We start from the raw sequence: 18359 nt of genomic DNA, 5'->3' as shown, positions 1-18359 counted from the left end.
TCAGGAGGCCCTCCCCCGTGAGCATCACCGTCCAGCACGTGCCCGCGCAGCACCCGTACACCCGCGCGATCCGCCCCCTCGACCCGGGCGCCGCGCCGGACGTGGAGTTCCTGCCGGACCCGCCGGTGCCGGGCGCGCCCGCGCACCAGTGGTGGCCGCCCCGGGCCCTGCACGCGGAGTGGCTGGCCGAGCACCGCCCGGACGTGCTGCACGTGCACTTCGGCTTCGAGCACTTCAGCCCCGCCCAGCTGGCCGCCGCCCTGGACGCGCAGCACGCGCACGGGGGCGCCGTCGTCGTGACCGTGCACGACCTCGAGAACCCGCACCTGACGGACCAGGGCCCCCACCGGGACCGCCTGGCCGTGCTGCTGGGCCGCGCGGACGCCGTGCTCACGCTCACCCCCGGCGCCGCGGCGACCCTCGCCCGCGACTACGGCGTGCGCGCCCTCGTGGTCCCCCACCCGCACATCGTCCCGCTCGAGGACCTCGTGGCGCAGGGCGACGACGACGCCCCCGGCGCGGAGCCCGGCCTGCTGCCCCCCGACGCGTCCGACGACGGCGACGGCGCGGCCGCCCCCGCCCGCCTGCTGGTGCACGCCAAGGACCTGCGGGCCCAGGTGGCCCCGGTGGCGCTGCTGCCGGTGCTCGCCGCCGCCGTCGCGACGCTGGCCGACCGCGGCCTCGACGCGCGGGTGACCGTGGAGGTCCAGGACACCGTGCAGGACGAGGACGCCCTGGCCGCGCTGCGCGCGGGCTGCGCCCACCACGGCTTCGAGCTGTGGCAGCACGACCGGCTCGACGACCCCGCCCTGCACGCGCTGCTGCGCGACGTGGACGTGTCCGTGCTGCCGTACCGCATCGGCACCCACTCGGGCTGGGTGGAGATGTGCCGGGACCTGGGGGTGCCGGTGGCCGTCGCGGACATCGGGCACATCGCGGACCAGTCCGGCGCCTGGTTGAGCCCCGACTCGCTCGCCGCGTTCGACCCGGAGGATCCCGACTCCCTCGCCGACGCGCTCGAGACGCTGGTGCGCGCCCGCGCGCGCACGGCCCCCGCCGATCCCGCCGCCCGGGCCCGGCAGCGCCGTCGCGTGGCGGCCGCACACGTGGCCGTCTACCGCGAGGCCCTCGCCCGGGCGCGCGGAGCGTTGCCGAGCGTGTCCGTGCTGGTCATCACGGGGCACCGGGACGAGCACCTGGCCCGCGTGATCGCCGGGCTGGAGCGCTCCCACCGCCGCCCGGACCAGGTGGTCGTGGTGTTCATGGGCCAGCCGGACGGGCGCGTCCCGGCCACGGACCTGCCCGTCACCGTGGGGCACGTGGCCGCCGAGGCGGGCCTGCCCCTGGCGCAGGCCCGCAACCGCGCGGCCGAGCTCGCCACCGGCGAGATCCTCGTCTTCCTCGACGTGGACTGCATCCCGGCCGCCGAGACCGTCGGCGTGCTGGCCACCGAGGTCGCGGCCCACCCCGGGTCCGTGGTGATGGGCCGGCCCCGCTACCTGCGGCCGGGCTGGACCCGCGACGTCGGGGAGGCCGACCTGACCTCGCACCGCGCCGACGCCCTGCTGCGCCGCCTCTCCCTGCCCCACCGGGCACGCGCGCACCTGACCGCCGGCCCCTCGGACGAGTGGCACCTCGTGTGGACGCTGATCCTGGCACTGCGGCGCGCGGACCTGGCCCGCATCGGCTGTTTCGACGCGGGCTTCACCGGCTACGGCGCCGAGGACACGGACCTGGCCTTCCGCGCCCGCGACGCCGGCCTGACGCTGCGGTTCAGCCCCGCCGAGGCGTTCCACCAGCACCACGGCGTGATGACCCCGCCGCTGCACCACCTCGAGGACATCCTGGTCAACGCCCGCCGCTTCCGGCAGGTGCACGGCCGATGGGCCATGGAGGGGTGGCTGCGCGCGTTCGCGGACGCGGGGCTGATCGCGTGGGACCCCGAGGGCGAGCGGCTCGAGCTGCTGCGTCACCCGACGGAGGCGGAGCTGACGGCCGCCCGCCGCGACGACGCCGCGTACTGAGCGCCGTGACGGCCGGGGGCGGCGGGCGGACTCAGCCCAGGGCGCCCTCGATCGCCGCCTCCCAGCGCCGCCGGTACTCGCCCGGCGCCACGAGCAGCAGGCCCGCGAGCCGGTCGGCGGCGGCCGGGTCGGCGAGGGCGCCGCGCACCGCGCCGGCCCAGTCGGCGTCCGGGTCCTCCCACGCGCACCACGGCACACCCGCGGCCCGGTGGATCTCGCGGACGAACACGCGCTGCTCGTCGAACGGCCGCGGCTCGGGGGCGAGCACCACGGGACGGCCGGAGCGGGCGGCGTCCACCACGGCGTTGTGCCCGGCCGAGACCACCACGACGTCGGCGTCTGCGGCCCGGCGGGCCGGCGCCTGGACCCAGCCGTGCAGCGTCACGGTGGCGGGCATCGCCTCCGCCGCGAACCCGCCCGGCGCCTCCGGTTCGCCCACCCCGGCGATCGGGCCGTACACCTCCCACGTCGCCTCCGGCACGGCGGACGCCGCCCGGGCCAGGTCCGCGGCCCGCACCCCGCCGCCGCCTGTCCCGGCGATCACGGCGACGCGCGGGGCGGCGCCGGCGGACGACGTCGTCGTGGCGCGGGTGCCGAGCCGGCCGGTGACGTCCGCGACCCCGAGGTAGGTGACCCGGTCCGCGTGGGCGGCGCGCCAGGCGGGGACCTCGAGCTCGGCCGCGTAGTGGGCGAAGAGGCCGTCGGCCTCGGCGTAGACGAGGGCGTGCGCGGGGTCGGTGCGCTCGCCGTGCATGCGGCGGTGCAGCACGGGCCAGCCCGCCAGGCGCAGGAACAGAGCGGCCTCCACGGACACGTCCACCACGCACACGTCCGGCTCCACCCGCTGCGCCGCCGCGTGGAGGGCGTCGAAGCGCGCCCGGATCTCGGGCCCCACCGGGGACCAGTGCAGGGGCGAGCGTGCCGGCTGCTCGTGGCCGGGCACGAGGTCCGAGGGCAGCGGGATGACGGGGACGTCCGCGGGCAGCAGTTCGGCCGCCCGGGGGTGGGCGGTCACGACCGTCACGTCGAACGCCCCGGTCGACGCCGGGCCGGCGGCGTGCCGCAGATGCCCCGCCCCGTGCTGGTGGGCGTAGTAGAGGACCCGCCTGCGGGCCGGGGCCATCAGAGGGACTCCAGGTCCGCCGCCTCGGCGGACGGGCGCGGGGCCTCCTGGGGGTCGAACCCGTACGCGTCCTCGGCGGCGGCGAGATCGCGGGCGTCCTCGGCGGCCTGCTCGAGCAGGTCCACGTAGCCCTCCACCATGGTCTCCGCGCTGAACCGGCAGGCCCACGCACGCACGCGTCCCCGGTCCTTGCGGCGGGCGTGGCGGATCGAGACCGCGAGCTCCTGCGCCGTGTGATGGACCGCGAGCGCGCCGGCCTGCGGGGCGACGATCTCCCCCATCGCGCCGCTGAGCAGCGCGGCCACCGGCACGCCGAGCGCCATGGCCTCGACCACGGCGAGCCCGAACGGCTCGGCCCACAGCGGGGTGGCCAGGAAGACCTCGCCCGTGGCCAGCATGTGCGGCAGCGCGTGATGGTCGAGGTGGCCGTGGTAGACGGTGTCCGGACCGAGCCGCGGCACGACCTCCCGGGCGTGGTACTCCTCGTCCGAGATCGGCCCGGCGAAGTGCAGCTCCATGCCCGCGATCCGGGCGGCGTCGATCGCCACGTGCAGGCCCTTCTCCGCCGTGATCCGGCCCGACCACACGGCGCGGCCGCGCACGGGGACGGCGTCGGAGACCCAGTGGTGCAGCTCGATCCCGTTGGGCACCACGTCCACGCGCGGCAGCCGGTGCTGCCAGGCCAGCGCGTTCGACGCGGACACCGAGGCCCACCGGTGGTGGTCGGGAGCCGTCCAGCCCGGGGCGTCGACGACGGCCAGCACCTCCGCCAGCGTGGCCGGCGTGTGCAGGACGGTGACCACGGGGCGGGCGCGCAGCAGCTCGAGCGGCGCCGGGGAGAGGGAGTTGTTCAGGACGGCGTCGGAGTCGTCGTCGAGGATCAGCGCGCAGGCCCGGCGGGCGGCCGCCTCGCGCACGCGGGTGCCCGCGCGGCCCGGGCCGGCGCCCTCGGCGGGCAGCACGGCGACGACGTCGCCCGGCAGCCGGGTGCCCTCCCGCGCGTAGACGGTGACGTCGTGGCCCCGGCGCACGAGGTGCTCCACGGTCATGGCCGTGTGCATCTCCAGCCCGCCCTCGTAGGGCGAACGGATGGGGTGGAGCATGTGGGTGAGCACGCTGATGCGCATCGGCGTCCCCTTCCCGGCCCGGGCCGGGCCGAACGGCCCCGTGCGGGGCGGCAGAAGCGCGACTGACCTGCGGTGACACGACCGCATCACGTCCGCGCTGACGTACCCCGGCACTGTAGACACCCGGGGGGTCCCCCCGGAAGCGCCGGCCCCCCTCCCGGGGGTGAGGGCAGGGCAGGCGCTCACGCCCCCGTCACGAGAAAGTCCCGGCCCGCGACCTCGAGGATCGCGGACCGGGACGGTCCGTGGAGCTAAGGGGAATTGAACCCCTGACCTTTTCATTGCGAACGAAACGCTCTACCAACTGAGCTATAGCCCCAGGTCGTGCCCTCCCGCGGGAGTGCACCGGACCATCATACGCCCGACGCCCCCGATCCTCCAATTCGGCGACGCCGCGCGGCGACCACGCCGAGCACCACACCCGCCAGATCCGCGACGACATCCACCGGGTCCCCCGTCCGCAGCGGCACCCACGCGTGCTGCACGAGCTCGCTCACCGGTGCGTGCACCGCGAACGGCAGGGCCCACCACTCGCTCCGCCCCCGCCACACGGCGAGGAACGCGGGCAGCGCGAACACGGCCACGTGGATCGCCTTGTCCAGCCCCGGCACGGCGAACCCGGCCTCCGGCACCTGCTCGCCCGGCAGGTACAGCACCACCAGCTGCACCACGACGGCGACGGCCAGCGCCGCCGCCAGGGCGCGGCGCCGTCGTCGGGAAGCGGAGGTGGTCGGGGAGCCGGGGGGAACGGTCATCCGCCCATTCTGTCGTGCTTCTGCACCGCGCACTCATGCCCCCGCCCTGCTGAAAAGGATCTATGTTTTTGCCATTTCTGCGCCGATCATGTGATGATCACCCCATCCGGGTGGGCTCGCTCCGCCAGGATGCCGGTGTTGACAGCGCCGCCCAGGGCCGAGGGACCGCGATGGCTTGAGCAGAGAGCTCGCCGTTCGTGGACTCGGGACCCGGCGGGATGCCCTCCACCTCCCCGGCCCCCTGGCCGCGACGTGATCGGTACGCCACCTTCCGCCCTGTGGAGCCGTGCCCTGACCGGACCGCGCCGGGGGATCGGGACGTCCACAGTCACTCGTGCGAAAGGAAGTCCGATGCCGCCCTCCCAGGACGCAGCATCCCTGACCCAGCTCGGCGTGATCGGGGTGATCCTGCTCGTCGCGCTGTTCTACGGCGGGACCATGATCATGTCCGTGGCCATCTCCAAGAAGAAGGAGAACGCCGACGCCTACATGACGGCCGGCAATCGGATCGGCTTCGGCGTGTCCGCCGCCTCCATGACGGCCACCTGGATCTGGGCCGCCTCCATGTACGCCTCCGTGACCGCCGGCTACACGTACGGCGTCTCCGGCCCCCTCCACTACGGCCTCTGGGGCGCCCTGATGATCCTGTTCATCTACCCGTTCGGCCGCCGCATCCGCGCGGTCGCGCCGCGCGCCCACACCCTCGCCGAGGTCATGTACGCCCGGCACGGCCGCTCCTCGCAGCTCATGCTGGCCGGCTCCAACGTGCTCGGCTCCGTCATCTCCCTGACCTCCAACTTCATCGCCGGCGGCGCCCTGATCTCCCTGCTGTCCCCGCTGTCCTTCGGCGCGGGCATCCTGATCGTGGCCGCGGGCGTGCTGCTGTACACCCTGTGGTCCGGCTTCCGCGCCTCCGTGCTCACCGACTTCGCCCAGGTGATGGCCATGCTCGGCGCGACCGTCATCATCATCCCCGCCGTGTTCTTCGCCGCGGGCGGCCCGGGCATGTTCCAGGCCGGCGTCGAGGCCGGCCACGTCACGGCCCAGCAGCAGAGCTTCTTCTCCTCCGAGGCGTTCATGAACCAGGGGGCGCCGTACATCGCCGCCGTGCTGGCCTACGCGATCGGCAACCAGACCATCGCCCAGCGCCTCTTCGCCGTGCGTGAGGACCTCATCAAGCCCACCTTCATCACGGCCACCCTCGGCTACGGCGGCACCGTGATCGGCGTCGGCATGCTCGGCGTCATGGCGCTCTACCTGGGCGCCGAGCCGCTCGACGGCGACGTCAACAACCTCCTGCCGCAGATGGTCGCCGACCACCTGCCGCTGGCGCTCGTGGCCCTGGCGTTCCTGATGATCATCGGCTCGCTGTCCTCCACCGCCGACTCGGACCTGTCCGCCCTCTCGTCGATCGTGATGACGGACGTCTACGGCCAGTCGGTCGGCCGCAAGAACGCCGACCCGAAGACCATGCTGCTGATCGGCCGCATCACCATGATCGTGGCGACGGCGGCGGCCCTGTACTTCGCCACCGCCAAGTTCGACATCCTCGACCTGCTGGTCTTCGTGGGCGCCCTGTGGGGCTGCCTCGTGTTCCCCGTGATCGCGTCCTTCTACTGGGGCAGGATCACCAACGTCGCGTTCACGGTGTCCGTCCTCGCCGCGCTGACCGTGTTCCTGCCCGTGCGCTTCGAGTGGATCCCGCTCGAGGGCGCCTGGGCGTTCGTGGTGGAGACCCTCGCGATCCTCGGCGTGGGCGTCGTGCTGGGCATCATGTGCTTCGGCTTCTTCGGCCTGCGCCCGGCAGTCGTGGTCGGCGCGATCGCCTCGGTCGTGATGCTGTTCCTCGGCTACGGCTTCCTGCGGGACTACGCCACCCTCACGGGCTCGCTCGTGGCCTACGCCGTGTCCTTCCTCGTGTGCTGGGGGCTGTCCGTCCGCTCCGGCCGGGACTTCGACTTCGACCGGATCGCGCGCGTGACCGGCGACTTCGACCCCGCGACCGAGGACCTGCCGCAGGTCGAGCGCGCCTCGGCCCCCGCGTCCTGATCCCCCCGTCCCCCGACTCGCAAGGAGCATCCGCATGACCGTCGGTCTGACCCTGTACGTCCTGATGTGGCCCGTCCTCGTGCTGGCCGTCCTCGTCTCGATCGCCCGCGGCTTCGTCGCCGACTGGGCCGCGGCCCGTCGGGAGGGCCGCTCGATCATCTGAGGCCTCCGCCGGGGGCGGCCCGTGACCCTGGTGGTCCTCGCCCTCGACGCGGTCGTCCGCCTGACCCCCGCCGAGACCTCGGCCGCCATCCCGGGCATCGCCGGGCTCGGGCGCATGCTCGTGACCGCCGGTCTCGCGCTGCTGTTCGTCGCCCTGTACAGCGGCGTGCGGGAGCGTCAGGCCCACCTCGAGACGGGCCGCACCGGCGGCGCCGTCATCGAGGGGGCCTGACCCGCTCGATCCCCTGCCCGACCGCGCCCGCGTCAGCGAGCGCGGTCGAGCAGGATCACGTCCAGGCGGCGCGGCCCGTGCACGCCTTCGACGCGCTCGAGCTCGATGTCGCTCGTGGCCGAGGGCCCGGAGATCATGGTGATCGGCGCCGTCGCCTCCACGCGGGCCAGCGCCTCCGGGAAGAGCTCCACCACGGAGTCCAGCGGCACGATGCACACGTGGTGGTCCGGGACCAGGGTGATCGCCCGGCGGCCCTCGTCCGGGCGGCCGCTGAGGAAGATCGTCCCGGTCTCCGCGCAGGAGACCGTCGAGGACGTCACCACCGCGTCCACCTCGTTCAGCGCGTCCACGCTGAGGGGCTCGCGCTCGCCGTCGTGGGCGCCGCGGACCGCGGCCCGCTCCCCCGTGTGACCCACCGCGGGCTCCGTGATGCGCTCCCGGCCGGCCCCGCGCGAGTCCGCGGGGAGCCAGTCAGGCTCCAGACCGGCCGGCACCACGTACCGGGCGTCCGGGCCGAGCAGCTCGGCGATGGCCGCGGCCACCGTCTCCTCGGTCTCGTCCCGCACGGAGGCGCGGTAGTCGATCAGCCGGTCACGCAGCATCTCCACCACCTCGGCCCGGTCCCGGGAGGAGGTCCGCCGGTAGGTGCGCTGCACCGGGTCCGCGACCGGCCCGTCCGCCGTCGCCTCGCGGATGCGCCGCAGGATCTCGGCCTTCGCCTCGCTCATCGTCCGTCCTCCTCGACGTGCTCGTCCTCCGGCCGGTCCAGCCCGGTGACGCCGTCCATGGCGACTCGGTGCTCGGTCTCATCCTTGTGGCGGGCCCACCAGTTGCGGAAGGACTCCCGCGGGGGCGCCGGCACGTCACGCTCGTCGGTCCAGCCGCCGGCGATGCCCGGCAGCCAGCCGAGCACCCGGTCCGGCCCGGCCGCGACCCGGCCCAGCCCCAGGCCCCGCTCGGCCAGCGACATGCGCCGACCCGAGGACATCACCACGGAGGCGCCCTTCATCGCCACGTCCATCTGCGAGGGCGTGACAGACTCCACCGCCGCCTTGGCGCGGGCCAGGGGGCCGGCAGCGGCGTCCTCGTCCGTGCGCAGAGCCTTCCGGGCGGCGTGGGTGGCCTGCACGTCCTCGTCCCGGAGGTGGATGAGGATCGAGGGGATGTCGATGGCCACGGGGCAGACGTCGTAGCACGCGCCGCACAGCGTGGAGGCGTAGGGCAGGGTGCCGTTCTCCCCCGCGTCCACACCGGTGAGCTGCGGGGAGAGGATCGCGCCGATCGGGCCCGGGTAGACCGAGCCGTAGGCGTGGCCGCCGGTCTGCTCGTACACGGGGCACACGTTCATGCACGCCGAGCAGCGGATGCAGTGCAGCGCGGAACGGCCCTTCGGGTCGGACAGCACCGCGGAGCGGCCGTTGTCCAGCAGGACCAGGTGGAACTCCTGAGGACCGTCGCCCTCGGTGACGCCCGTCCACATGGAGGTGTACGGGTTCATCCGCTCGCCCGTGGACGAGCGCGGCAGCAGCTGCAGGAACACCTCGAGGTCCTCGAAGGTGGGCACGAGCTTCTCGATGCCCATCACGGTGATCAGCGTCTCCGGCAGGGTCAGGCACATGCGGCCGTTGCCCTCCGACTCGACGACGGAGAGCGTGCCCGTCTCGGCGACACCGAAGTTCGCCCCGGAGATCGCCACCTTCGTGCTCAGGAACTTCTCGCGCAGGTGCCGGCGTGCGGCCTCGGCCAGGTCGGCCGGCTCGGAGGTGAGGCTCTCGTCCGTCTCCGGCATCTCCCGGCGGAAGATGTCCCGGATCTCCTCGCGGTTGCGGTGGATCGCCGGGACGAGGATGTGGCTGGGCCGGTCGTGGCCGAGCTGGACGATGAGCTCGGCCAGGTCCGTCTCGACGGCGGCCACGCCGGCATGCTCGAGCGCGGCGTCCAGGCCGATCTCCTGGGTGGCCATGGACTTGACCTTGATCACCTCGTCCACGCCCTTGGCGGTGACGAGCTCCGTGATGATGCGGTTGGCCTCGGCCGCGTCCCGGGCCCAGTGCACGACGCCGCCGCGCGCGGTGACCTCGGACTCGAGCCGCTCCAGGAGCGCGGGCAGGTCCGCCATGACGGACTGCTTCAGCGCGGAGCCGGCGGCGCGCAGCTCCTGCCAGTCCGGCAGCTCCTCGACGACGCCGGCACGCTTGGCACGGATGGTGTGCGTGGCCCGGCGGATGTTGGCGCGCATCTGGCCGTTCCCCAGCTGCTCGCGGGCAGACTCGGGGAACGGGGTGTTCAGCAGGATCTCGCCCTCGCCGTGGACGGGGCGGACGGTGGGCATTCCCAGGCGCACGCGGGTGGGTGCGGTGCTCATCGGCGGGCCTCCTCAACACGGGCGGACGGTCCGCGGCGGGCGCCGGCGGACGCGGGGATGGACAGTTCGACGGGGCCGTCGACCTCGAGCGGGTTCTCCCGGGTGGCCGCGAGGATCTCGGCGAGGTGCACGGTGCGCAGCGGGCGGCCGTCCTGGCCGCGCGCCTCTCGACGGTGCATGGCCCCGTCCAGGTGGAGCAGGCAGGACGCGTCGCCGCCCGTGCAGAGGGAGGCGCCGGACGCGGTGACCTTCTCGATCTTCTCCTCCGCGATGGCGGCGGAGACGTCCGGGTTCTTCAGGGAGAAGGTGCCGCCGAAGCCGCAGCACTCCTCGGCGTCCGGCAGCGGTCGCAGGTCGATGTCCGCGACGGTGCGCAGCAGGTCCTCCTGGCGCGAGCCCAGGCGCAGCAGGCGCATGCCGTGGCAGGAGGGGTGGTAGGTCACGGTGTGCGGGAACCAGGAGCCGAGCTGGGCCCCGGCGTCCGTCACCCCGAGGACGTCCGTGAGCAGCTGCGACAGCTCGAGGGTGCGGGAGGCGACGACCTCGGCGTCGCGGGCCAGACCCTCGTCCCCGCCGGAGCGGGCGACGTCCGGCTGCTGGTGGCCGAGCGAGGCCACGCAGGAGGCGGAGGGGGCGACGGCGAGGTCGTAGTCGGCCTTCATGAAGGTGCGGACGTGGTTGCGCACGACGGGCAGGGCGTCCTCCATGTATCCGCTGTTGACGTGCATCTGCGAGCAGCAGACCTGGCCGGGCGGGAAGACGACCTCATGGCCGAGCCGCTCGAGGATGCGGACGGTGGCGAGGGCCACCTTGGGGTACATCGCGTCCACGATGCACGTGGCGAACAGGGCGATTCTCATGCCGGTCTCCGTTCCGGACGGGGCGCCTGGGGCGCCGTGCGGTGCGGCAGCACACGGGTGCCGTAGTGGTCAGACCATATCATGCCAGCCGCTTGCGAGGTGACCGCCCTCACAGTACGCTCCTTGGTCTGACCACAGTGGTCCGACCATCACCGGCCCGACCGGATCCCGCCCCGTCCCCTCGCCCACCGGGAGACCCCCGTGCACACCTTCACCCCCACCCCCGATGCCGCCGGCAGCGTCGCGCTCTCCGCCGCGCTCGGCGTCCTGCCCCTGCTGACGTTCTTCGCCACCCTCCTCGGTCTGCGCCTCAAGGCCTGGCAGTCGGGGCTCGCCGCGCTCGTGGTGGCCCTGCTCGTGGCCGTGCTGGGCTTCCACATGCCGGCCCACCTGGCGGCGCTGGCCGCCGCCCAGGGAGCGACCTTCGGCCTGTTCCCGATCGTCTGGATCGTCGTGATGGCGCTGTGGTTCTACCAGGTCACCGTGCTCTCCGGGCGATTCGACGACATGCGCGCGATCTTCGACTCGCTCGGCGGCGGAGACATCCGCATCCAGGCCGTGCTCATCGCGTTCTGCTTCGGCGGCCTGCTCGAGGCCCTCGCCGGCTTCGGCGCCCCCGTGGCCATCACGGCCACCATGGTGCTCGGCCTGGGTGTGCCCCCGCTGCGGGCGGCCACCGCCGTGCTGCTGGCGAACACCGCGCCCGTGGCCTTCGGCGCCGTGGGCACCCCCATCACCACCGCGGGCACGCTCACCGGCATCCCCGCCACGCACATCGGCGCGATCGTCGGCCACCAGGCCCCGTTCGTGGCCGTGTTCGTGCCGTTCCTGCTCGTGTTCATCATCGACGGGCTGCGCGGCGTGCGGCAGACGTGGCCGGCACTGATCGTGATCGGCGCGAGCTTCGCCGTCGCCATCTGGCTGGCCTCGACCCACTTCTCCTACGAGCTCACCGACGTCGTGGCCTCCCTGGTCTCCCTCGCCGCCGCCGTCCTGCTGCTGCGCTTCTGGCGGCCGCGGGGCGCCGAGGAGGCCCGCCAGCGCCTCGACGCCCCCGCCCGCGCGGCGGCGCAGGACCTCACCCCCGGCCGGATCTTCATGGCCGTGCTGCCCTACATCGTGGTCGTGGCCGTGTTCGCCCTGGCCAAGCTGGTCCCCTCGATCACCGCGGCCCTGAACTCCGCCACCGCCAAGATCCCGTGGCCCGGGCTCGACGGGCACCTCGTCGACGCCTCCGGCGCGCCCCTGGCGAGCACCGTGTACAAGTTCGAGTGGCTGGCCTCCCCCGGCACGCTGCTGCTGATCGCCGGCCTGATCATGGCCGTGGTCTACTCCCGGTTCGACCACGACGGCCGGTTCCCGCTCTCGGTGGGGAACGCGCTCGCCGAGATCGGCCGCTGCTTCGCCCGCATGCGCTGGTCCGCCCTGACGATCGTGATCGTGCTCTCCCTGGCCTACGTCATGAACTTCTCGGGCCAGACGGTCGCCATGGGCACGTGGGTGGCCGGCCTGGGCGCGGCCTTCGTGTTCCTGTCCCCGGTGCTCGGCTGGCTCGGCACCGCCGTGACCGGCTCGGACACCTCCGCGAACGCCCTGTTCTCCACCCTGCAGCAGACCGCCGCCACGAACATCGGCGCCGATCCGGCCCTGCTGGTGGCCGCCAACACCTCCGGCGGCGTCGTGGGCAAGATGATCTCCCCGCAGTCCCTGGCGATCGCCGCGACGGCGGTCGGCATGGAGGGCCGGGAGTCCGAGATCCTGCGCCGCGTGGTGGTGTGGTCGCTCGTGCTCCTGCTGGCGGTGTGCACGCTCGTGTACCTGCAGTCCAACGTGCTGGCGTGGATGCTGCCGGCGGCGGGCTGACCGCCTGCACCACCCGAGCGGGGCGGCGTCCATCGGTAGGATGGACGGTCGCCGCCCCGCCCCCTCGGAAGGTCCGTCCATGACCGCTGCCCCCGCCTACACCATCGTGCTCGACTGGCTCGAGGCCGAGCTGCGCTCCGGCGCCGTGGTCGTGGGGGACAAGCTGCCCGGCGAACGCACCCTGGCCGAACGCTTCGGCATCTCCCGGGCGTCCGTGCGGGAGGCCACCCGGATGCTCGAGGCCATGGGCCTGATCCGCGCCAGCGCCGGCTCCGGGCCGAACTCGGGCGCCGTCGTCGTCTCCGAGCCGTCCGCGGCGCTGGGCTGGGCGCTGCGCCTGCACATCGCCACCCGGTCCCTGCCGATGGCCGACGTCGTCGCCGCGCGCGTGCTCCTCGAGACCGATGCGGCGCAGGCGGCCGCCGCCACCTCCGGCGACCCCGAGAGCGTCGCCGTCCTGGCCGAGGTGGAAACCCTGCTGGACCGGATGGACGACCCCGCGCTGCCGGAAGAGGACTTCCACCTGCTCGACACCGAGTTCCATGTGCGGCTGGCCACCCTGGGCGGGAACGTCGTGACGGCGATGATGCTGGACTCCCTGCGCCAGGCGACCATCGGCTACGTGACCGAGACCGTGGCCGGGCTGTCCGACTGGCCCGCCGTGCGCGCCGGCCTGCAGGCCGACCATCGGCGGATCCTCGCCGCCTCCGCCGCCGGGGACGGCCGGGCGGCCGCGCAGGAGCTGCGGGAGCACGTCCTCGGCTTCGCCGCCCTCGCCCAGACCGGCAGGGTGCCCGCCGGCGGCTGAGCCGGCGAAGGGTCCGGCGCGCGCGGGGTCCCGCCGGACGGACGGCTCCGGCGGTTCAGGCGGTGACGCCGTGCACCAGGGCGCCCACGCCCACGGCGGTCAGCGAGCCCAGCGCACAGCAGAACTCCACGAGCATGCCCATGCCCATGGCCGTGAGCGCGCCGATCGAGCTGCTGAGCGCGGCCCGGGCGTCCCGGGTGCGGGCCCACTGGGAGGCGAACAGGCCGACGGCGAAGCCGAGGAATAGACCCACCACCGGGATCACGAAGAACCCGACGGCGGCGCCGGCCACCCCCCACAGGATCGGGCCGCGGGTGACGCGTTCACGTCGCAGCCGTCGGCCGGTCAGCACCGCGGACGCGCTCAGCCCCGCCACGGCGAGACCGGCCGCGATGACGCCGAACGTCCAGGACGCGGGGGAACCCAGCAGCGCGGCCCACCCGAGAGCCGTCACGAGGTTGAGCAGCGAGCCGGGCAGGACGGGGTACACGGTGCCCACCAGCCCCACCAGGAGCAGGAGCACGGCCACGAGGGAGATCAGCGCGGGAGTCACCGCACCAGTATGACGGGACGGGCACCGCGGTGACGGCGGCACCGGCGACCGCGCAGCGGCCCCCGCGCCCTCGCCGGAACGGGCCGGATGGGCTAGATTCGCCGCATGTTGGTCGCCGTGCCCACCGAAGTGAAGAACAACGAGTTCCGTGTGGCCCTGACGCAGGGCGGGGTCCAGGAGCTGGTGCGCGCAGGCCACCAGGTCCTCGTGCAGTCGGGGGCCGGCGTCGGCTCCGGCGCCTCGGACCAGGACTACCGCGACGCCGGCGCCGAGCTGGTCGACGACGTCGACGAGCTCTGGGAGCGCGCCGAGCTGGTCCTCAAGGTCAAGGAGCCGCAGCCGGAGGAATACGGCCGCCTGCGCCGCGGCCAGGTCCTCTTCACCTATCTGCACCTGGCCGCCTCCCCCGCGTGCACGCGGGCGATCCTGGACGCCGGCACGACGGCGATCGCCTACGAGACGGTCACCCGCGGTCGCTCCCTGCCGCTGCTGGCCCCCATGAGCCAGGTGGCCGGCCGCCTGGCCCCCGCCGCGGGCGCCTACCACCTCCTCCAGCCGCAGGGCGGCTTGGGCGTGCTGATGGGCGGCGTGCCCGGCACCCGCCGCGCCCGGGTGGCCGTGATCGGCGGAGGGGTGGCCGGCGAGGCGGCGGCCGTGATCGCCGCGGGCATGGGCGCGGACGTGACCGTCCTGGACATCTCCCTCGAGCGGCTCGCGCAGCTGGACGCCGTCCACCAGGGTCGGATCCGCACGCTGGCCTCGTCCCACCTGAACATCGGCGAGACCGTGGCGGACGCGGACCTCGTGATCGGCTCCGTGCTGATCCCCGGCGCCGCGGCCCCGAAGCTGGTGACCGCCGAGATGGTGGAGTCCATGCGGCCCGGCTCCGTGCTGGTGGACATCGCGATCGACCAGGGCGGCTGCTTCGAGAACTCGCGGGCCACCACCCACCAGGATCCGACGTACCTCGTGGGGGACAAGATCTACTACTGCGTCTCCAACATGCCCGGCGCCGTGCCGCAGACCTCCACCTCGGCCCTGACCAACGCGACGCTGCCCTACATCAAGCGCATCGCCGACCTCGGATGGCGCGCCGCGCTGGCCGCGGACGAGGGCTTCGCCGGGGGCCTCAACGCGCACGACGGCGTCCTCACCCTGCCCTCCGTCGCCACGGCCGTGGCCGACGAGCTCGGCCTGGACCCCCGGAAGGACGTCCGCGTCACCTCCGAGGTGCTCGCGGAGGCCTGAGCCCCGCGAGGAACGCCCGGTGGAAGGACCAGTCGCCGGTCACCTCGGGGTGGAAGGCCGTGGCGAGCAGGTGGCCCTGCCGCACGGCCACGGGCAGCCGCGCGTCGCCGTCGAGCCCCGGGTCCGCCGCGGGCACGGACAGGCGCGACGCCGGCACGCTCGCCAGGACCTCGACGCCCTCCCCCGCCTGGAGGACGGCGGGGGCGCGGATGAACACAGCGTGCACCGGCTCCGCCGCGACCGCGGGGACGTCCAGGTCCTCCTCGAACGAGTCGACCTGCGCGCCGAAGGCGTTGCGCCGCACGGCCACGTCCAGCACGCCGAGCCCGCCCTGATCCGGCGCCGGGTTGCGGATCTCCCGGGCCAGCATGATCAGCCCCGCGCACGTGCCGTAGGCGGGCAGGCCGTCGCGGAGGGCGGCGATGAGCGGGTCCTTCAGCCCCATGATCCGGGCGAGGCGGTCCATCACGGAGGACTCGCCGCCGGGCAGCACGATGCCGTCCAGACCCTCGAGGTCCGCGGGGCGGCGCACCGGGCGCGTGCGCGCGCCGAGGGCCTCGAGCACGTGCACGTGCTCCCGCACGTCGCCCTGGAGGGCGAACACGCCGACGGTCTTCTGTGGACTCACCAGCCGCGCTCGGCCAGGCGGTGCGGGGCGGGCAGGTCGCCCACGTTGATGCCCACCATGGCCTCGCCCAGGCCGCGGGAGGCCTCGGCGACCGCCATCGGGTCGTCGAACTGGGCGGTGGCCTTGACGATGGCGCGGGCGCGCTCGGCCGGGTTGCCGGACTTGAAGATGCCGGAGCCCACGAACACGCCGTCGGCGCCCATCTGCATCATCAGGGCCGCGTCGGCCGGGGTGGCCACGCCGCCCGCGGTGAACATCACGACGGGCAGGGCGCCGGTCTCGGCGACCTCGCGCACCAGCTCGTACGGCGCCTGCAGCTCCTTCGCGGCCACGTACAGCTCGTCCTGGGCCAGGCCCTGGAGCTGGGCGATCTCCTTGCGGATGGTGCGGATGTGCTTCACGGCCTCGGAGACGTCGCCGGTGCCGGCCTCGCCCTTGGACCGGATCATGGCCGCGCCCTCGGTGATGCGGCGCAGGGCCTCGCCGAGGTTGGTGGCGCCGCACACGAAGGGCACGTCGAAGTCCCACTTGTCGATGTGGTTCACGTAGTCCGCCGGGGAGAGCACCTCGGACTCGTCGATGAAGTCCACCTTGAGCGCCTGCAGCACCTGGGCCTCCACGAAGTGGCCGATGCGCGCCTTGGCCATCACGGGGATGGACACGGCCTCGACGATGCCGTCGATCAGGTCGGGGTCGGACATGCGGGCCACGCCGCCCTGGGCGCGGATGTCGGCCGGGACCCGCTCGAGCGCCATGACGGCCACGGCGCCGGCGTCCTCGGCGATGCGCGCCTGCTCCGCGTTGACGACGTCCATGATCACGCCGCCCTTCATCATGTCCGCCAGGCCGCGCTTGACGCGGGTCGTGCCGGTGCCGCGGGCGCCGTCGTCGGCGGCGGAGGCGGTGGAGGCGGAGAAGCTGCGGGCGCGCTCGTCGCTCATGGTGGTCCTTCCGAAGGGGTGGCGGCCCCGGCCGCGGGGCGGCTGGCCGGGGCGGAGACGCGGTCAACTCTAGTCCCCCGGCGGCGAAGCCCGGCCCGCGTCACGGACGACGACGTCACCCGGCCCCGTGCCGGCGCAGCGTGCGGCGTCGGCGCCAGACGACGAACGCGGCCACGGCCGCGAGGATCAGCACGAGGGCGAGGACGCCCCGGCCCTCTCCGAGCGCCGCGCCGATGACGGCCCACACCACGGCCATCCCGACGGTCCCGTACACCACGCCCCACAGGAACGTGCCGAGCGCGGCCGCCGGCAGGAACCGGCGCCAGGGCATGCGGGCGACGCCGGCGGAGCCGATCACCGCCGTCTGGATGCCCACCGTGAGGTAGCAGAACGGGATGGCCCACACCCCGTGGCGCTGGATGAAGCGCTGGGCCCGGACATAGACGGGCCCCTCCATCACGCGGGCGAACCAGCGGGTCCGTTCGACGCCGGAGGCCAGCCCCCGCCCGAGCGAGAACACGATCAGGGTGCGTAGGATCGCCAGCATCCAGAAGAACCCGATGGACCACAGCAGCGGCAGTCCGTCGATCCACGCCATCATGGGCGGAGCCACCCGTCGGTGCGGGGACTCATGCGCGCGCCCCGGCCGTGCTCACGCGTTCCAGAGCCCGTACGAGTCCGCGAGGTCCGCGATCTTCTGGGCGCGCAGCACGCGGGGCAGGTACGAGCCGTCGCCGACGGCGGCGCCCTGCGCGTGCTTCTCGAGCAGGTCGCGGGCCCACGCGAGCTCGTCCTCGGACGGGGACATCGCCCGGTTGACCCAGTCCACCTGATCCCGGTTCAGGACGAGGCGGCCGGTCATGCCCATCGAGGCGGTGACGGCGCTGGACTCGATGACCGCGTCCTCACCGTCCGTGTTGCCGGGCGGTCCGTCGATCGCCCCGGGCAGACCGCCCACGCGGGAGGCGATCACCATGCGGGAGCGGGCGTAGGCCATGGCCAGCGGGTCCTCGCCGACGCCGACGTCCTTGCGGAAGTCGTTCACGCCGAAGGCGAGACGGAACGTGCCCGGCGCCTTGGCCACGGCCGTGGCGTTCTCGATGCCCAGGGCGGACTCCAGCAGGGCGATCACCGGGGTGCCGGCGCGCAGCCGCATGGCGGTGAACGTGACCTGCTCCGGCTCCTCGGTCTCGGCCAGCACGACGCCGCGCACGCCGTCGAGGCCCGCGAGCGCCTCGAGGTCCCGCTGCCAGTGGTCCGTGGAGGTCGCGGAGATGCGCACCCACGCCGTCATGCCGCCGGAGAGGGCGTCCACGACGTGCTGGCGGGCCGTGTCCTTCTGCTCCTCCGGCACGGCGGCCTCGAGGTCGAAGATGACGGAGTCGGCCTCGGAGGCCAGGGCGGGGGCGAACGCGTCGGGGGTGGCCGCGTTGACCAGCAGCCAGGAGCGGCTGAGCTTGGCGGGCAGGGCGGCGGCGCGACGGTTCCTCACGGGCATGGCCTCCAGCCTAGCCCGCCGCGGCCGTCCGCCCGCGGGCCCCTTCCCACCCGCGGGAGGCCTCACATCCGCTCGCGGCGGGCGAGACGGACGGCCGTAGCATGGAGAGGCCGTCGGTCCGTC

At 74.0% G+C, this 18359-nt stretch carries 18 protein-coding genes and 1 tRNA gene; 7 read left to right on the top strand and 12 right to left on the bottom strand.

Annotated elements, in window-relative coordinates:
- Window positions 1-17 precede the first annotated feature (17 nt).
- A complete protein-coding gene (locus HDA34_RS08555; RefSeq protein ID WP_134377399.1) occupies window positions 18-2024 on the top strand; it encodes a glycosyltransferase in 2007 nt (668 codons plus the stop codon).
- Between the two features lie 31 nt (window positions 2025-2055).
- Here HDA34_RS08555 and HDA34_RS08550 read toward each other — a convergent pair whose 3' ends face one another.
- From HDA34_RS08550 to HDA34_RS08535, 4 genes are all read right to left on the bottom strand, one after another.
- Window positions 2056-3147, bottom strand: a complete 1092-nt coding sequence (locus HDA34_RS08550) for a glycosyl transferase (RefSeq protein WP_134377400.1) — start codon at window positions 3145-3147, stop codon at window positions 2056-2058.
- Window positions 3147-4274: a glycosyltransferase gene (locus HDA34_RS08545; RefSeq protein ID WP_134377401.1), complete on the bottom strand. Its 1128-nt coding sequence runs from the start codon at window positions 4272-4274 to the stop codon at window positions 3147-3149. Before HDA34_RS08545 ends, HDA34_RS08550 begins: the two co-directional genes overlap by 1 nt.
- 246 nt (window positions 4275-4520) lie before the next feature.
- Window positions 4521-4593, bottom strand: a tRNA-Ala gene (locus tag HDA34_RS08540).
- Between the two features lie 34 nt (window positions 4594-4627).
- Window positions 4628-5029, bottom strand: coding sequence for a VanZ family protein (locus HDA34_RS08535; protein WP_134377402.1), 402 nt, complete (start codon window positions 5027-5029; stop codon window positions 4628-4630).
- Window positions 5030-5380: 351 nt separating this feature from the next.
- Between HDA34_RS08535 and HDA34_RS08530 the strand changes: the two genes are divergently transcribed.
- Genes HDA34_RS08530 through HDA34_RS08525 form a run of 3 tightly spaced genes read left to right on the top strand, consistent with a single transcriptional unit; the run spans window position 5381 to window position 7472 of the window.
- Window positions 5381-7078, top strand: a complete 1698-nt coding sequence (locus HDA34_RS08530; RefSeq protein ID WP_134377403.1) for a sodium:solute symporter family protein — start codon at window positions 5381-5383, stop codon at window positions 7076-7078.
- A gap of 34 nt (window positions 7079-7112) precedes the next feature.
- Window positions 7113-7241, top strand: coding sequence for a putative transporter small subunit (locus HDA34_RS11870; RefSeq protein ID WP_036383231.1), 129 nt, complete (start codon window positions 7113-7115; stop codon window positions 7239-7241).
- A gap of 21 nt (window positions 7242-7262) precedes the next feature.
- Window positions 7263-7472 carry a hypothetical protein gene (locus HDA34_RS08525; RefSeq protein ID WP_134377404.1) on the top strand — a complete coding sequence of 70 codons (210 nt, stop codon included), beginning with the start codon at window positions 7263-7265 and terminating at the stop codon, window positions 7470-7472.
- Window positions 7473-7504: 32 nt separating this feature from the next.
- On the opposite strand, the gene HDA34_RS08520 is transcribed toward HDA34_RS08525, so the two are convergent.
- The 3 genes from HDA34_RS08520 to HDA34_RS08510 are packed head-to-tail and all read right to left on the bottom strand — an operon-like array spanning window position 7505 to window position 10697.
- Window positions 7505-8200 carry a LutC/YkgG family protein gene (locus HDA34_RS08520; protein ID WP_044658796.1) on the bottom strand — a complete coding sequence of 232 codons (696 nt, stop codon included), beginning with the start codon at window positions 8198-8200 and terminating at the stop codon, window positions 7505-7507.
- Window positions 8197-9837, bottom strand: coding sequence for a LutB/LldF family L-lactate oxidation iron-sulfur protein (locus HDA34_RS08515; protein WP_134377405.1), 1641 nt, complete (start codon window positions 9835-9837; stop codon window positions 8197-8199). The genes HDA34_RS08520 and HDA34_RS08515 overlap by 4 nt, the downstream gene beginning before the upstream one ends.
- Window positions 9834-10697: a (Fe-S)-binding protein gene (locus tag HDA34_RS08510; RefSeq protein ID WP_036339657.1), complete on the bottom strand. Its 864-nt coding sequence runs from the start codon at window positions 10695-10697 to the stop codon at window positions 9834-9836. Before HDA34_RS08510 ends, HDA34_RS08515 begins: the two co-directional genes overlap by 4 nt.
- Before the next feature lie 201 nt (window positions 10698-10898).
- On the opposite strand from HDA34_RS08510, the gene HDA34_RS08505 reads away from it, so the two are divergent.
- Both HDA34_RS08505 and HDA34_RS08500 read left to right on the top strand, forming a co-directional pair.
- A complete protein-coding gene (locus HDA34_RS08505) occupies window positions 10899-12560 on the top strand; it encodes an L-lactate permease (protein ID WP_078026224.1) in 1662 nt (553 codons plus the stop codon).
- A gap of 79 nt (window positions 12561-12639) precedes the next feature.
- Window positions 12640-13368: a FadR/GntR family transcriptional regulator gene (locus tag HDA34_RS08500; protein WP_036313468.1), complete on the top strand. Its 729-nt coding sequence runs from the start codon at window positions 12640-12642 to the stop codon at window positions 13366-13368.
- Window positions 13369-13423: 55 nt separating this feature from the next.
- Here HDA34_RS08500 and HDA34_RS08495 read toward each other — a convergent pair whose 3' ends face one another.
- A complete protein-coding gene (locus tag HDA34_RS08495; RefSeq protein WP_036339666.1) occupies window positions 13424-13921 on the bottom strand; it encodes a DUF456 domain-containing protein in 498 nt (165 codons plus the stop codon).
- 105 nt (window positions 13922-14026) lie between these two features.
- Between HDA34_RS08495 and ald the strand changes: the two genes are divergently transcribed.
- Window positions 14027-15169 (top strand): alanine dehydrogenase, encoded by a 1143-nt coding sequence (ald, locus tag HDA34_RS08490; RefSeq protein WP_069941121.1) that lies wholly within the window; start codon window positions 14027-14029, stop codon window positions 15167-15169.
- On the opposite strand, the gene pdxT is transcribed toward ald, so the two are convergent.
- From pdxT to HDA34_RS08470, 4 genes are all read right to left on the bottom strand, one after another.
- Window positions 15141-15797, bottom strand: coding sequence for a pyridoxal 5'-phosphate synthase glutaminase subunit PdxT (gene pdxT / locus HDA34_RS08485; protein ID WP_182496714.1), 657 nt, complete (start codon window positions 15795-15797; stop codon window positions 15141-15143). The genes ald and pdxT overlap by 29 nt on opposite strands.
- Window positions 15794-16738, bottom strand: coding sequence for a pyridoxal 5'-phosphate synthase lyase subunit PdxS (pdxS, locus tag HDA34_RS08480; RefSeq protein WP_036313496.1), 945 nt, complete (start codon window positions 16736-16738; stop codon window positions 15794-15796). Before pdxS ends, pdxT begins: the two co-directional genes overlap by 4 nt.
- 115 nt (window positions 16739-16853) lie before the next feature.
- Window positions 16854-17339: a DedA family protein gene (locus HDA34_RS08475; protein ID WP_041102620.1), complete on the bottom strand. Its 486-nt coding sequence runs from the start codon at window positions 17337-17339 to the stop codon at window positions 16854-16856.
- Window positions 17340-17390: 51 nt separating this feature from the next.
- Complete coding sequence (locus HDA34_RS08470; protein ID WP_134377406.1) at window positions 17391-18236, bottom strand: HpcH/HpaI aldolase/citrate lyase family protein; 846 nt, start codon at window positions 18234-18236, stop codon at window positions 17391-17393.
- Between the last annotated feature and the right edge of the window lie 123 nt (window positions 18237-18359).

Origin of the sequence: Micrococcus luteus (assembly GCF_014138885.1) — a bacterium.
In the GTDB taxonomy this organism is placed as follows: Bacteria; Actinomycetota; Actinomycetes; order Actinomycetales; family Micrococcaceae; genus Micrococcus; species Micrococcus luteus.
The sequence above is the reverse complement of the archived record's forward strand: the minus strand, read 5'-3'. Positions and strand labels throughout refer to the sequence as shown.